Origin of the sequence: Nonomuraea fuscirosea (genome assembly GCF_035917475.1) — a bacterium.
In the GTDB taxonomy this organism is placed as follows: domain Bacteria; phylum Actinomycetota; class Actinomycetes; order Streptosporangiales; family Streptosporangiaceae; genus Nonomuraea; species Nonomuraea fuscirosea.
Window position 1 is genome coordinate 5706324 of record NZ_CP109074.1, and the last position, 13921, is coordinate 5720244.

A 13921-nucleotide genomic window follows, 5' to 3' on the forward strand; every position below is an offset into this window, starting at 1 on the left:
CACCGGTACTGTCCTGCTCAACGACGCTCCTCCGCGACCGATCGCTCCCAGCGCACATCATGTCGAACCGATCACGTCCGCGGCACGTCATGAAGGCATGATGATGCGCGTGCTCGCGGCGTTCTCCATGGCGACGGCACTGTTCCTGGTTTCCGCCGGTCCGGTTACCGCCGCTGCGGGTTGCAGCTGCGCGATACGTACACCGGAGCAGCAGGTAAGCGAGGCGACGGCCGTCTTCACCGCGACCGTCACGGACGTCCGCGTGGACGAGCCGATGCTGAACGGCGGCGCCGTCACCGCCAGGCTCCGTGGCGACCACGTCTACAAGGGCACGCCGAACGCCGAGGTCGAGGTGTTCACCAAGGCGCAGGGGACGGCCTGCGGGTATGAGTTCGTGAAAGGTGCTCGTTACCTGGTGTTCGCCCGTACCCGCGACTCGGGGCTGGCCACGACCATGTGCTCGGGCAACAGACGCCTGCCTGCCGGCGACCACCCGCTGCGGCTCTCCGACCGCACCCAGGGCATGGGGCCGCTCACTCCCGAACTGATCACCGCCCTCGGGACCCCTGTCCGGGTCGATGCCGAACCCGCGCCCGCCCCTGACCGGACCGGCGTCACGGTGATCGCCGTACTGGCGGCGGCGATCGTCCTGGCAGGAGCCACCTGGGTCTGCCGAAGGGCTCGGGCGCGCTGATTTCCCGGCGGCGACCTCATGAGCGGCGGTCTTCTGGCCAGAGCCGGCGCACTTCTTGCCAGCCCCCGGGTTTGGTGTGATCTGGGGCCTACGAGCCGGGCCTGACGCCGAAAAAGACCTCGGCGCGCCATCTGCACCGAGAATCGCTCATCGGCTCGCGAGTTGCGCAGCTTGACGGCCGGACCGCCGGCCGGCGTCCAGCGACGGCTTCTGATCACCCGCGAGAAGTTGTCAGTCGCGCCCGCTAAGTTTCGTGATCTCAGAAGCCCTCCGCGACACAGCCACGGGAGTCCGCAGCATGGGAGCGAAAACCAGTCTGATCGCCTACTCCGACGGCGATCTGCCCGGACTCCTCCGCACTCTTCACCGTCCTGACGTCTCCGCGACGGCGACCCTGATCGACCGGGTCTTTCCCGGCTGGGTCGTCTCTCCCGCCGGGCCGGGCAATCTCTCGGACGACGTCCGTCCGCCGGAAGATCTGGCCTATGCGACGAGCTTTCCCGGGGTTGAGTTGATCTGCGCCGACAGCTTCATGCTGGACAACCCGTCCCTTCTGCCCGCCCATATCGTCGCGGCGAGCGGAGGTCGCAGGCTCGTTCTGCACGCCATGCACAGCGTGGTCGACTGGCTGGCCTTCGCCGTGTGGGAGGACGGCCGGCTCGTACGGTCGCTCAGCCTCTCCCCCGGTCACGGCGTCATCGAGGACATCGGCGAGCCCTTCCCCTTCGAATTGCCCTTCTGGGAGGGGCTGCATCCCGTCGAGCCCGATCCCGCCTGGGCCGACGCGGAGCCGTACGCGCTGCCGTTCCATCCTCTCGAGCTCGGTGAGGTGGCCTTGCACGTGCTGTTCGGCTTCACCATCGAGGGCGAGGTGCATCCGGACGACGTCGATCCGGAAGATGTCGCGCTTCTCGGATTCAACATCGCCGATCCCGACGGTCCCACTCCCGAGGAGCGGCGGGCCGAGCTCATGGCGGTTCGGGAGCGGATGGGAGAGCCGCGGTTCTTCCGGCTTCAGGGCGATGGTTCCTTACGGGAGATCGACCTCGACGAGCTGGCCTGACCGGCGCCCGTGGGCGTCCCGGCCGTGCGTTCCGTGGTCGAGGTCCGGGGATCAGGCCGGTCGCCGCCGGTTTTCGGGTGTCGCTGAATTGTTCTCGGGTGGCGTTCTCGCTGAGCTCATGTGAACGCGTCGCGTTGGATGGTGTGCAGGTCCGCGTACGGGCCGGGGCGGGTGACCAGGTCGGCGTGGGTGCCCTGCTGGACGATGCGGCCGTTGTCGAGGACCACGATCAGGTCCGCCATCCGGACGGTCGGTAACCTGTGGGTGATCAGCAGGGTGACGGCGCCGGGGTGGCGGCGCGCGGCTTCGGCGTAGCGGGCGAAGACCGCGCTCTCGGCCGGCGCGTCGAGGGAGGCGGTCGGCTCGTCCAGCACCAGCAGGAGCGGGGCGTCGCGCATCGACGCGCGGGCCAGGGCCAGTTTCTGCCACTGGCCGCCCGACAGGCGTACGCCGTGCTCGAACGTGTCGCCCAGTTCGGTGGCCGGGCCGTGCGGGAGGTCGGCCATGAGGCCGGTGGCGTCGGCGCGGGTGAGTGCGGTTGCCACGGCGGTGAAGTCGTGGAGGCGGGGCAGGTCGCCGACGCCGACCGTCTCGGCGGCGGTCAGTTCGAAGCGGGCCAGGTCCTGGAAGACCGCGCTGATGCGGTGACGCCAGTACTCGGGTGCCAGGTGGTCGAGGGGGACGTGGTCCACCAGGATCTCGCCGTGGTCCGGGCGGTAGAGGCCGCACAGGAGCTTGGCCAGGGTGGTCTTGCCCGAGCCGTGCGAGCCGACCAGGGCGACGGTGGATCCGGCGGGCAGATGAAGGTCGAGGTCACGCAGGACCTGGCGGGACGTGCCGGGGTAGGCGAATGACACCTGGCGCAGGGTGATGCCGTGGTCCAGGTGCTTGTCCAGCGGCTGCTCGTCCCGGGAGCCGCCGCCGTCTGGGACGGTCGGTTCGGGAACAGGCTGCTCGATGGAGGAAGCCGGCGAGGCTGGGCGAGCGGTTCCGACGTCCGGCGTTGTCGGTGTGGGAGGGGGCTGGGAGACGGAGAGCTCCGTCGTGTTCGGGTGGGTGGTGGTGGCGTAGTGGCGGAGCCAGGACAGGCGGGAGACGGCGCGTAGGCCTGAGGCGACCGAGCCGAAGTGGAAGGCCAGGCGAGAGGCTTGGGTGACGAACTGGACGCCGACCGTGGCCACCAGCACGATGTCCCCCGCCGTGGCCTGACTGTTTCGGGCCAGCCAGGCGGTGTAGCCGAGGGCCGAGACGTAGCCGGCCAGAAACGTGGCCGAGCCGGCGAACGTCAGCAGGGCGGCTCGGAACCCGGCTTCGGTCAGAGCGGCCGAGGTCTGCTCCCATCTTTGGCCGGCCATCGTGCCCAGTACCGGTGCGGCGCCGCTCAGGCGGGCTTCCTTGGCTGAGCCGGCTGATGTGATCGTTTCCGACAGCGCTTCCTCCAGGCGGGTGGTCTCGGCGGTACGTTCCACGGCGGCGTCGATGTGGCGGGCTGCGCGGCCGCGGACCAGGAGGGAGGGCAGGACGGTTGCGCCGAACAAAAGCAGGAGGAGCGGGTGTACGGCGGCCATCAGCCCCACGCCGAACGCGATCTGGGCCGTGTGCTCCACCACGAGGGCGAGGGCCCACACCGCGAAGTACAGGTGCCAGCTCTCCTCGCGCAGCGTCCGCAGCCGGTCGAGGTACGCGGGGCGTTCCAGGTGTTCGATGGTGGGGATGGACGAGGTGAGGGTGAGGATCTCCTCCTGGACGGACAGGCCCATGCGTTCGGCCAGGTCCTGCATCAGGGCCAGTTCGGCGCGGCCGAGCGCGACGCCCGTCGCCAGGGACGCGCCCGCCGCCACGGCCCAGAGCGCGGCACGGACGGCCTGGCCTGCGGTGGCGGCGTCGGTCAACTCCCGGAGGAAGACGCCGACCAGGCCGTGGCTGAGCGCGCCGGACAGGAGGAACGCGGTCAGGACGAGGCCGGCGCGGCGGTTGGTGTGCCAGGCGAGAACCAGCAGGGTGCGGAGGGTGCCCCACGTGGTGGAGGTCGCCGGGGTGGACGTTACGCCGGTCGTGACCCGCGTGGAGGTTTCCGGGGCGGCTGTGGCGCCAGCCGTCACGGCATCCGTGGAGGTGGTCCCGGGGGACGTCGCTTCGGGGGACGGGGCCGGGGGCGGGGGCGGGTTCGTGGTCATGGGGCGTCCTGGGTGATCAGGTTTGCCTGGAGGTGGTACCAGTGCGCGTAGTGGCCGTTCGCGGCCAGCAACTCGGCGTGGTCGCCTTCCTCTGCGATGGCGCCTCCGTCGAGGACGACGATGCGGTCCGCTCTGCGTACGGTGGCGAAGCGGTGTGAGATGAGGATCAGGGTGCGGCCGCGGGTGCGCTGCAGCAGGCGTTCGAAGATTTCGCGCTCGGCTCGGGCGTCCAGGTGGGCGGTGGGTTCGTCGACGATCAGGATCTGGCGTCCGTGCGGGTGGAGTGCGTACATGGCTCGGGCCAGCGCCACCTTCTGCCACTGGCCGCCGGACAGGTCGCGGCCCCCGGTGAAGGCGCGCGAGAGCGGGGTGTCCAGGCCGTCGGGGAGGACGTCCAGGAGGTCGAGCGCGGCGGCCGACTCCAGGGCGGACAGGACGTCGGCGTCGGTGCCGTCGAAGGCGGGGTCGCCCAGGCGGACGTTGTCGCGGAGGGAGAGGGGGTAGCGGATGAAGTCCTGGAAGACGGCCGCCGCGGTGGCGGAAGCGGTGGTGGCAACGCCGGTGGTTCCGGTGCTGGTATCGGTACCGAAAGTGGCGGTGCCGGTGCCGGAGGTGGCGGTGCCGATTGTGGCGGTGCCGCTGGTGGGGGTGTAGAGGCCGGTGAGGAGCTTGGCCAGGGTGGTCTTGCCGGCGCCGTTGCGGCCGACGATGGCCAGTCGTTCCCCAGGGTGGACGTGGAGGTGGAGATCGCGGAGGAGGGGGGTCGCGGCACCGGGATAGGCGAACGTGACTCCGTCCAGCGCGAGGACGCTCCCGTCGCGGGCGAACGAGGTGCGGGTCGGTGCGAAGGCGTCCTCGTCCGTCGCCAGGCGGGCGAGCGAGGCACTTTCCGGTGCGGAGGCGTCGCCGTTCTGCGCTGCGCGGGCGGACGAGACGTCTTTCGGTGCGCGTGGGTTGCTGGTGGTTTTCGGGGCGATGGTGGCGTGGTCGGGTGTGGATCGGTGTCGGGTGGGGGCGAGGAGGCGCAGGGTGGCGTTGCAGGGCTCTCTTGCGTGGGCCAGTTCGAACATGTGGTGGCTGCCCGCGCCGTAGGCGAAGACCAGGAGGGCCGCCAGTACGCAGCGCGCCAGGTCACCGGGGCCGAGTAGGCCCGTGCCGGTGTGCCAGGCGAGGAGGGCGAACGTGCCGGCGGCGGAGAGCAACTGCAGGGCCGACACCGTTCCGTATCCGCGCACCACGGCTCGTCGGCCGCGTGACTGCGGGGTGAGGAATGCGCGCATCGCGGTCACGTACCGGTCGATGAAGAAGGGCTGGAGGGAGAAGACGCGCAGTTCCTTGGCGGCGGCCGGGCCTCCCGCGACCTCGGCCAGGTAGTCGGCGCAGCGTCGGCGGCGGGCCTGGGCGGGGCTGTCGGCCAGGGTGTCCGCCCCGCCGGGGCCGACGAGCATGGTGGCGATGCGGTGGTTCTGGAGCAGGGAGAGGGTCAGGGCGAGGAGCGCCGCCCACCACACGTGCAGGGCCAGGATCGCCGTGCCCAGCAGGGCGGAGGTCAGGCGGCTCGCCTCGCCGGCCGCGGCCACCGCCGCCGTGCCCGGTGTCCTGCCACGGTGGCCGTGGAGGGCCGGCCGTAGGTCCGCCTGTGTCGCCGGTGTTTCCAGGAGGGCGAGCGGCAGGTTCGAGGCGGCGGTGCGTACGCGGTCTCGGAGGACGCCGTCGATTCGGCGGGCCGTGGCGGTTCCGGCCGGTTCGCGGAGTGCCGTGCAGAGTTCCTGGGCGAGCAGTGCGAGCAGCAGTGTGATCAGCGGCATGGCGCCTCCGTGGGAGACGAGGAGGCCGAGGGGCACCGTGCTGAGCGGGCCGAGTGTGGCCGCACCCGCGCTGAGCAGCATGAACGGCAGCAGTCTGCGTGTCCCGGCCAGTCGTAGCAGCGCGGCGTACTTCATCGGCATCTCAATCCGATGTGGCTGTATTGGTCTGCCATGGACGCGACCGTAACCCGGCGATGTGGCGCTGGTCAAACCAATGTGGTCGAATTGGAATTCGCGTGCGATCCCTTTTGGTGTCAGGGGGCGGCCGGGATTGAGTAGGTTCTGGGCGGCGGCGGGGGTTCGGGTGCGGTGCCGAAAGGCCGCAAAGGATGTGTACCGGGGCTGTCGATTCGCCGTTGTGTCGTTCGACGCGTTGACGAAGAGGCGGCGAGCGAGGTGGCCGCCCGTTCACGAGTGAAGGAGAGCAGAGCGATGAAGTTCATGATCGTGGGTAAGGCCAGTCCCGAGACCGAGGCGGGGGAACTGCCCAGCCAGGAGCTCGTGGACAACATGAACGCCTACAACGAGTCGCTGGCCAAGGCGGGGGTGCTGCTGGCGGGCGAGGGCCTCTATCCCAGCTCGCACGGGGCGCAGATCGCCTACAGCAGTGGCAAGGCGAGTGTGATCGACGGGCCGTTCGCGGAGGCCAAGGAGCTGATCGCCGGGTTCTGGCTGATTCAGGTCAAGTCGCGTGAGGAGGCCATCGAGTGGGCGTTGCGGGTGCCGGTGCCGCCGGGGAACGACGGGATCGGGCTGGACGTGTGGCGGGTGTTCGACGCCTCCGACGTACCGGATGACTCGATGCCGGCCGAGGAGCGTGAGCGCGAGGAGGCGCTGCGGGAGCGGCTCGGCATGGACCAGCCCGACGCCTGACCACCACTGAGGCGGGTTGCGGGGGTGCTGGGCGGGCTGGTCTCATGGGCCGGTGACGGCTACGGACACTCACCGCGCCATCGAGGCGGTCTGGCGGATCGAGGCGGCCCGGCTCATCGCCGGGCTCGCCGGCCTGGTGCGCGATGTCGGCCTGGCCGAGGAGCTGGCGCAGGACGCGCTGGTCGCGGCGCTGGAGCAGTGGCCGGAGTCGGGCGTGCCGCGCAATCCGGGCGCCTGGCTGATGACGGTGTCCAAGCGGCGCGCCATCGACCTGATCCGGCGCAACGAACGGCTCCAGCGCAATCTCGTCGAGCTCGGCCACCGTCTCGATCTGGAGGAGGAGCTGCCCGAGGCCGACGAGATCGAGGACGACCTGCTGCGGCTGGTCTTCACCGCCTGTCATCCGGCGCTGTCGGTGGAGGCGCGGGTGGCGATGACGCTGCGGGTGCTCGGCGGGCTGACCACCGACGAGATCGCGCGGGCGTTCCTGGCGCCGGAGCCGACCGTGGCGCAGCGCATCGTCCGGGCCAAGCGGACGCTCGCCGACAGGAAGGTCCCGTTCGAGGTGCCACAGGGCACTGAGCTGGCCGGGCGCCTGTCCTCCGTGCTGGAGGTCATCTACCTCATCTTCAACGAGGGCTACTCGGCGACCGCCGGTGACGACTGGATGCGGCCCGGTCTGTGCGCGGACGCTCAGCGGCTGGGCCGGGTCCTGGCCGGGCTGATGCCCGCGGAACCCGAGGTGCACGGCCTGGTCGCGCTGATGGAGATCCAGGCGTCCCGGGCGGCGGCCCGTGTGGGTCCGTCGGGTGAGCCGATCCTGCTGTTGGAGCAGAACCGGGCGAAGTGGGATCGGCTGCTCATCAACCGCGGTCTGGCTGCGCTGGACCGGGCCGAGGAGCTGTCCAGGACGGAGGGTGCGGCACCCGTCGAAGCTGTCGCAGGGTCGGGTGGCGACGCGGAACGGGGCGAAGGCCGAGGAGCGGGTGGAGCCGGGGAAGCCGGCACGGGGCTGGGGCCGTACACGCTGCAGGCGGCCATCGCCGCCTGTCATGCGCGCGCGACCGCTCCCGAGGAGACCGACTGGGTGCGGATCGCGAGCCTGTACGAGTCGCTGGCCCGCCTGTCCCGCTCCCCCGTCGTGGAGCTCAACCGGGCGGTGGCGCTGTCGATGGCGTACGGGCCGGCGGTCGGGCTCGGGCTGCTCGACCAGATCGTGGACGAGCCGTCGCTGAAGGACTATCACCTGCTGCCGAGCGTACGCGGCGATCTGCTGGTCAAGCTGGGACGGACGGCGGAGGCGCGGGCGGAGTTCGAGCGGGCGGCGGGTATGACCCGCAACGCGCGTGAGCGCGCCCTGCTGGAGGAACGCGCCGCCGGCTGCGGCACCGGCGTGGAGGAACGCGCCGCCGGCGGCGACACCGGCGCTTCAGAAGGCGTCACCCGGACATCGCCCGCCGAGACCGACTGAGGCTCACGCTGGGTGACATTGCCCTGGATGTGACACGAATGGTGCCTCTTGAGATGGGAGCGCTCCCAAACGGGCCTTTGCGAGGTTTCATACCGTAAATCCTTTTCAGAGCCGCTAAACCGCCCCATTGGTAACGGTTCCGTTTCGCGGGATTGACGGGCAGAGCGGCTAAGTGCACCCTTTGTGGGAGCGCTCCCAAGACTCCCACCGCGGCGGAGCGTGTGCCGCGGTGCACTCCCCAACCAGTCACCCGAGAAGGGGTCCACCATGATGATCAGCAAGCGTCGCGGCGGTCTTGCCGTGGCCTCGGCCCTGGCCGCGGCGGCGCTCACCGTCGCGTCCTGCGGTTCCGGCAGCACCCCGGAGTCCAGCGCTCCAGCCTCGTCGGCGGCCGCTGAGCCCGTCACCATCCGCGTGCAGACCTTCGGCGGCGGCACCAACTTCGGTTACAAGAACGCCATCACGAAGTGGAACGCCGAGCACAAGGACATCCAGATCAAGGAGGAGCACCTCACCGACCAGTTCGAGCAGCAGTACTGGCCGCAGATGATCCAGTGGCTGCAGGCGGGCAACGGCGCCGGTGACGTGGTCGGCATCGACGAGGGCGGCATGGGCCTGGCCAAGGCGCACCCGGAGTGGTGGGCCGACCTGAAGGAGCACGGCCTGGAGTCGCGCAAGGCTGACTTCCCGGCGTGGAAGTGGGAGAACGGCGTCGCCGCCGACGGCAAGCTGTTCGGCCTCGGCACCGACATCGGCGGCATGAGCATCTGCTACCGCACGGACCTGTTCAAGAAGGCCGGCCTGGCCACGGACCGTGAGAAGGTCAGCGCGCTGTGGCCGACGTGGGACGACTTCATGAAGGTGGGCCAGCAGTTCCAGGCGAAGGTCAAGGACACCAAGTGGGCTGACGGGACCAACACCCTCTACCAGGTGGTCCTGTATCAGGAGGCGGCCAAGAACGGCAACGTCACCTACTTCGACAAGGACAACAACCTCATCGTCGACAAGAACCCGGCGGTGCGGACGGGCTTCGACTTCGCCTCGAAGATGAGCCAGCAGGGCCTGACCGCCAAGCTGCGCAACTTCACCGACGAGTGGGCGGCGGGCACCCAGAAGGGCGCGTTCGCCACGGTCGGCTGCCCGTCCTGGATGCTCGGCGTGGTCAGCGGCAACGCGGGCGACGCGGGCGCGGGCAAGTGGGACGTGGCCTCGGTGCCCGGCGGGGGCGGGAACTGGGGCGGCTCCTGGCTGGCTGTGCCGAAGCAGTCGAAGCACCCGAAGGAGGCCGCCCAGGTCGCGGACTACCTGACGCAGGCGCAGACCGAGGCGAGCATCTTCACCGACTTCGGCAACATGCCGAGCAACACGAAGGCGCAGCAGGACCCCGCGGTGCAGGGCGCCAAGAACGAGTTCTTCAACGACGCCCCCATCGGTGAGATCTTCGCCAAGTCGGCGTCGAGCCTCCAGCCGGTCTTCCTCGGCGTGAAGCACGCCCAGGTCAAGAACGCCATCGAGTCGGTCATCCAGGGCATGGACGACGGCTCCGTCCCCTACGACAAGGCCTGGCAGCAGCTGGTCGACGACGCGGTCAAGGCCGCGGGCTGATGACCGTCCCGCCCGGCCCGCCACCGGCGGGCCGGGCATGTCGCCGCTGAAAGGTCTGGTATGAGCCTCGACACCCCAACGACGTACCGTCGTGATCGTCCGCCCGGTCGCCGCTGGCGTTCCAGGATGGACGTCAGGGCGATGCCGTACGCCCTGGTGTCTCCCTACTTCATTCTGTTCGCCGCCTTCGGGCTGTTCCCGCTGGCCTTCACGCTCTACTACTCGCTCTACGACTACGACCTGGCCGGGACCACGGAGTGGGCCGGGCTGGACAACTACGCCGCGCTGCTGGCGGACGACGACTTCTGGCGGGCCGTGGTGAACACGGTGGCCATGTTCCTCATCGCCACCGTCCCCCAGATGCTGCTGGCGCTGTTCCTGGCCAACGCGCTGAACAAGCGCTTCCGGTTCCGCCTGGCGATCCGGATGAGCGTGCTGCTGCCGCTCGTCACGTCGGTGGTCGCGGTCGCGGTGGTGTTCACGCAGCTGTACGCCCGCGACTGGGGCCTGGTCAACTGGATCCTGGGCGCGTTCGGCGTGGAGAACACCAACTGGCGGGCCGAGCGCGTCCCGTCCTGGATCGCCATCGCCACCATGGTCGACTGGCGCTGGACCGGCTACAACGCGATCATCTTCCTGGCCGGCATGCAGACGATCCCGCGCGACCTGTACGAGGCCGCCGCGATCGACGGCGCGTCCAGGCGCCGGCAGTTCTGGCAGATCACACTGCCGATGCTGCGCCCGACCATGATCTTCGTGGTGCTGAACTCGACGATCGGCGGGCTGACGCTGTTCTCCGAGCCGACCACGTTCTACAACGGCAACGTCGACGGCGGCTCGCAGGGCCAGTTCCAGACGGTGGCCATGTTCATCGTCAAGCAGGGTTTCCGCGAGTTCGACTACGGCTACGCCGCCGCTGCCGCCTGGCTGCTGTTCCTGCTGATTCTCATCGGAGCGGCGATCAACTTCCTGTTCGTGCGCAGGATCGGGGGCACGAAATGACCAACTGGTCACCGACCATCCTCACCAGGGTCATGCTGGGCGTGGCGGTCTTCCTGTCGGCGTTCCCGCTGTACTGGATGCTGGTGATCGCCTCGCGCACCAACGCCGACGCGGTTTCGGTGCCGCCGCCGTTCCTGCCGGGCGGCAACCTCGGCGAGAACATCGTCGCGGTGCTCAACAACGAGGACGCCAAGTTCCTGCTGGGACTGACGAACTCGTTCATCGTGGCGACGGTCGTCACCGTCTCCGTGGTGATCATCTCCACGCTGGCGGGCTTCTCGTTCGCCAACCTCAATTTCAAGGGCCGCAACCTGCTGCTGGTGCTCGTGCTGCTGACGATGGCGGTGCCGCTGCAGCAGATGGGCGTGGTGCCGCTCTACCGGCTCATGGTGAGCCTGGAGTGGACGGGCACGCTCAAGGCGGTCATCCTGCCGTACCTGCTCAACGGGTTCGGCGTGTTCCTGATGACGCAGTACACGCGCCAGGCCGTGCCGATGGAGCTGGTCGAGGCCGCCCGGGTGGACGGCGCGGCCACGCTGCGCATCTGGTGGAACGTCGTGCTGCCCGCCGTGCGGCCCGGGATGGCCGTGCTCGGCATCAACACGTTCATGCTCATGTGGAACGACTTCATGTGGCCGCTGATCGTGCTCACCCCGGACAACCCGACCGTGCAGATCGCGATCACCTCGCTCAACGCCAGGTTCTCCACGAACTACACGTTGATCTTCGCGGGCACGGCGCTGTCCATCATTCCGCTCATCGCGGTATTCGTCGCATTCGGCCGCCAAATCGTCGGCGGACTCATGGAAGGTGCGGTCAAGGCGTGACGACTCAAGAGGAACAGACACGTTCCGACCTGTGCTTCCCTCCTGGTTTCTCGTTCGGCGCGGCGACGTCGGCGTACCAGATCGAGGGTGCCGTCGCCGAGGACGGGCGCGGCGTCTCCATCTGGGACACCTTCACCAAGACGCCGGGCAGGGTGCTGAACGGCCATCATGGTGACGTTGCCATGGATCACTACCACCGGTTCGCGGAAGACGTCGCGATCATGGCGGACCTGGGGCTGACGGCCTACCGGTTCTCGGTGTCGTGGCCGCGGATCCAGCCGACCGGCTCCGGCGCGATCAACCAGAAGGGCCTGGACTTCTACCGGCGGCTCACCGACGAGCTGCTGGGGCACGGCATCGACCCCTGGCTCACCCTCTACCACTGGGACCTGCCCCAGGAGCTGGAGGACCAGGGCGGCTGGCCGAACCGTGACACGGCCTACCGGTTCGCGGACTACGCGGCGGCCGTGCACGAGGCGCTGCAGGACCGGGTGCACACGTGGAGCACCGTCAACGAGCCGTGGTGCGCCGCGTTTCTCGGCTACGCCTCCGGGGAGCACGCCCCGGGCAGGCGTGAGCCGGAGAACGCGATCAGGGGCGCGCACCACCTCAACCTGGCCCACGGGCTGGCCGTGCAGGCGATGAACGCCCGCCGTGTCGGCGGCTGCGTGAACCTGTACGCGGTCACCCCGGAGACCGACAGCGAGCGGGACCTGGACGCGGCCCGGCGGATCGACGGGCTGCAGAACCGGTTCTTCCTCGACGCCCTGCTGACCGGGCGCTATCCGGAGGACGTGCTGGCGGACCTGCGGGTGGAGCCGGACGACTTCATCCAGCCGGGCGACATGAAGACCATCGGCGCGCCGATCGACCTGCTGCTCGTCAACTACTACAGCCGCTTCACCGTCTCGGGCGCGCCGGGCGGCAAGGCGTCGGCGGCGGCGGCCCCCACGGACTCCGCCTCCCCGTGGGTGGGCAGCGAGCACGTGTCGTTCGTCAACGGCGGCCGGCCGGTCACCGCGATGGGCTGGGAGATCGACGAGGACGGCCTGGTGGAGGTGCTCACCCGGGTGATGCGGGACTACCCGCCGATCGCGATGGTGGTCTCGGAGAACGGCGCCGCCTTCGACGACGTGCTGGCCGACGGCCGGATCCACGACCGGGAGCGGCGGGCGTACGTGGAGGCGCACCTCGGCGCGTGCAAGGAGGCCATCGAGGCGGGGGTGCCCCTGGAGGGGTATTTCGCCTGGTCGTTGATGGACAACTTCGAGTGGGCCTGGGGTTACGGCAAGCGGTTCGGCCTGGTCCACGTGGACTTCGATACGCAGGAACGGCTGCTGAAGGACAGCGCGCTCTGGTACGCGGAGATCATCCGGCAGAATAGGCCACATGAACCGACCGACTCTTGAGGCAGTCGCTGCCCGGGCCGGCGTGGGCCGGGGCACGGTGTCGAGAGTCATCAACGGCTCGCCGAACGTCAGCGCCAAGGCCCGCGAGGCCGTCGAGCTGGCCATCAGCGAGCTGGGCTACGTGCCCAACCGCGCGGCGCGGGCCCTGGTCACGCGCCGCACGGACACCGTGGCGCTGGTGGTGTCCGAGTCGCAGTTCCGGGTCTTCGACGAGCCGTACTTCGCGGGCACGATCCGCGGCATCGGCTCGGCGCTGGCCGAGACCGGGTTGCAGCTCATCCTGGCGATGGCGCGCACCCCGGAGGAGCACGCGCGGCTGGAGCACTACCTGACGGGGCAGCACGTCGACGGCGTGCTGCTCCTGTCGCTGCACGGCGCCGACCCGCTGCCGGGGCGGCTGGAGGCGATGGGCGTGCCGACCGTGCTCGGCGGCCGGCCCGTCGGCCTCGACCCCTACAGCTACGTGGACATGGACAACAGGGCAGGAGCCCGGCAGGCGGTCAAACACCTGCTGGGCCTCGGCCGCACCGCCATCGCCACGATCGCCGGGTCCCAGGACATGGGCGTGGGCGTCGACCGGCTGGCCGGCTACCGCGACGCGCTGCTGCCCTCGCGCCTGCCGGAGCTGGTGGCCTACGGTGACTTCTCCGAGCACAGCGGCGCCACCGCGATGACCGAGCTGCTGCGGGCCCATCCCGATCTCGACGCGGTCTTCGCCGCGTCCGACCCGATGGCGCTGGGCGCGATGCGCGTGCTCAAGGCCCAGGGCCGGGCGGTCCCCGGCGACGTCGCGGTGATCGGGTTCGACGACTCCAAGGCCGCGCTGCACGCCGACCCGCCGCTGACCACCGTGCACCAGCCGACCGAGGCGATGGGCCGCCAGATGGCGCAACTGCTGGTGGCCAGGATCAACGGCGAGCAGCTGCGCCAGCCCGTCGTGATCCTCGACACCCACCTGGTGCGGCGCGAGTCCGCCTGACATTCGCGAGAGG

Annotated in this window: 10 protein-coding genes and 1 pseudogene; 9 read left to right on the top strand and 2 right to left on the bottom strand. The window is 69.7% G+C overall.

The genetic code is table 11. From position 1 onward, the window contains the following. The first annotated feature begins 97 nt into the window (after positions 1–97). Together OIE67_RS26085 and OIE67_RS26090 are read left to right on the top strand one after the other, a co-directional pair. The gene (locus OIE67_RS26085) at positions 98–694 is read left to right on the top strand and encodes a hypothetical protein (RefSeq protein WP_326644716.1); all 597 of its coding nucleotides are present in this window, start codon (positions 98–100) and stop codon (positions 692–694) included. Positions 695–992: 298 nt separating this feature from the next. After that, positions 993–1757 (top strand): DUF6928 family protein, encoded by a 765-nt coding sequence (locus OIE67_RS26090; RefSeq protein WP_326644718.1) that lies wholly within the window; start codon positions 993–995, stop codon positions 1755–1757. Between the two features lie 116 nt (positions 1758–1873). On the opposite strand, the gene OIE67_RS26095 is transcribed toward OIE67_RS26090, so the two are convergent. After that, entirely contained in the window at positions 1874–3859 is a 1986-nt protein-coding gene (locus tag OIE67_RS26095; RefSeq protein WP_326644721.1) for an ABC transporter ATP-binding protein, read from the bottom strand. Between the two features lie 71 nt (positions 3860–3930). Continuing rightward, positions 3931–4740 (bottom strand): annotated as a pseudogene (locus OIE67_RS55775) (ATP-binding cassette domain-containing protein); the annotation flags it as partial. 1434 nt (positions 4741–6174) lie between these two features. Here OIE67_RS55775 and OIE67_RS26105 point away from each other — a divergent pair. From OIE67_RS26105 to OIE67_RS26135, 7 genes are all read left to right on the top strand, one after another. Then, positions 6175–6615 carry a YciI family protein gene (locus OIE67_RS26105; protein ID WP_326644724.1) on the top strand — a complete coding sequence of 147 codons (441 nt, stop codon included), beginning with the start codon at positions 6175–6177 and terminating at the stop codon, positions 6613–6615. Positions 6616–6667: 52 nt separating this feature from the next. After that, the gene (locus OIE67_RS26110; protein ID WP_326644726.1) at positions 6668–8086 is read left to right on the top strand and encodes an RNA polymerase sigma factor; all 1419 of its coding nucleotides are present in this window, start codon (positions 6668–6670) and stop codon (positions 8084–8086) included. A gap of 267 nt (positions 8087–8353) precedes the next feature. Next, complete coding sequence (locus tag OIE67_RS26115) at positions 8354–9691, top strand: ABC transporter substrate-binding protein (RefSeq protein ID WP_326644728.1); 1338 nt, start codon at positions 8354–8356, stop codon at positions 9689–9691. 60 nt (positions 9692–9751) lie between these two features. Then, entirely contained in the window at positions 9752–10693 is a 942-nt protein-coding gene (locus OIE67_RS26120) for a carbohydrate ABC transporter permease (RefSeq protein ID WP_407674882.1), read from the top strand. Beyond that, positions 10690–11520 carry a carbohydrate ABC transporter permease gene (locus OIE67_RS26125; protein ID WP_106245075.1) on the top strand — a complete coding sequence of 277 codons (831 nt, stop codon included), beginning with the start codon at positions 10690–10692 and terminating at the stop codon, positions 11518–11520. Before OIE67_RS26120 ends, OIE67_RS26125 begins: the two co-directional genes overlap by 4 nt. Beyond that, entirely contained in the window at positions 11517–12929 is a 1413-nt protein-coding gene (locus OIE67_RS26130) for a GH1 family beta-glucosidase (protein WP_106245077.1), read from the top strand. Before OIE67_RS26125 ends, OIE67_RS26130 begins: the two co-directional genes overlap by 4 nt. Beyond that, positions 12910–13908, top strand: a complete 999-nt coding sequence (locus OIE67_RS26135) for a LacI family DNA-binding transcriptional regulator (protein ID WP_106245078.1) — start codon at positions 12910–12912, stop codon at positions 13906–13908. Before OIE67_RS26130 ends, OIE67_RS26135 begins: the two co-directional genes overlap by 20 nt. The last annotated feature ends 13 nt before the right edge of the window (positions 13909–13921 follow it).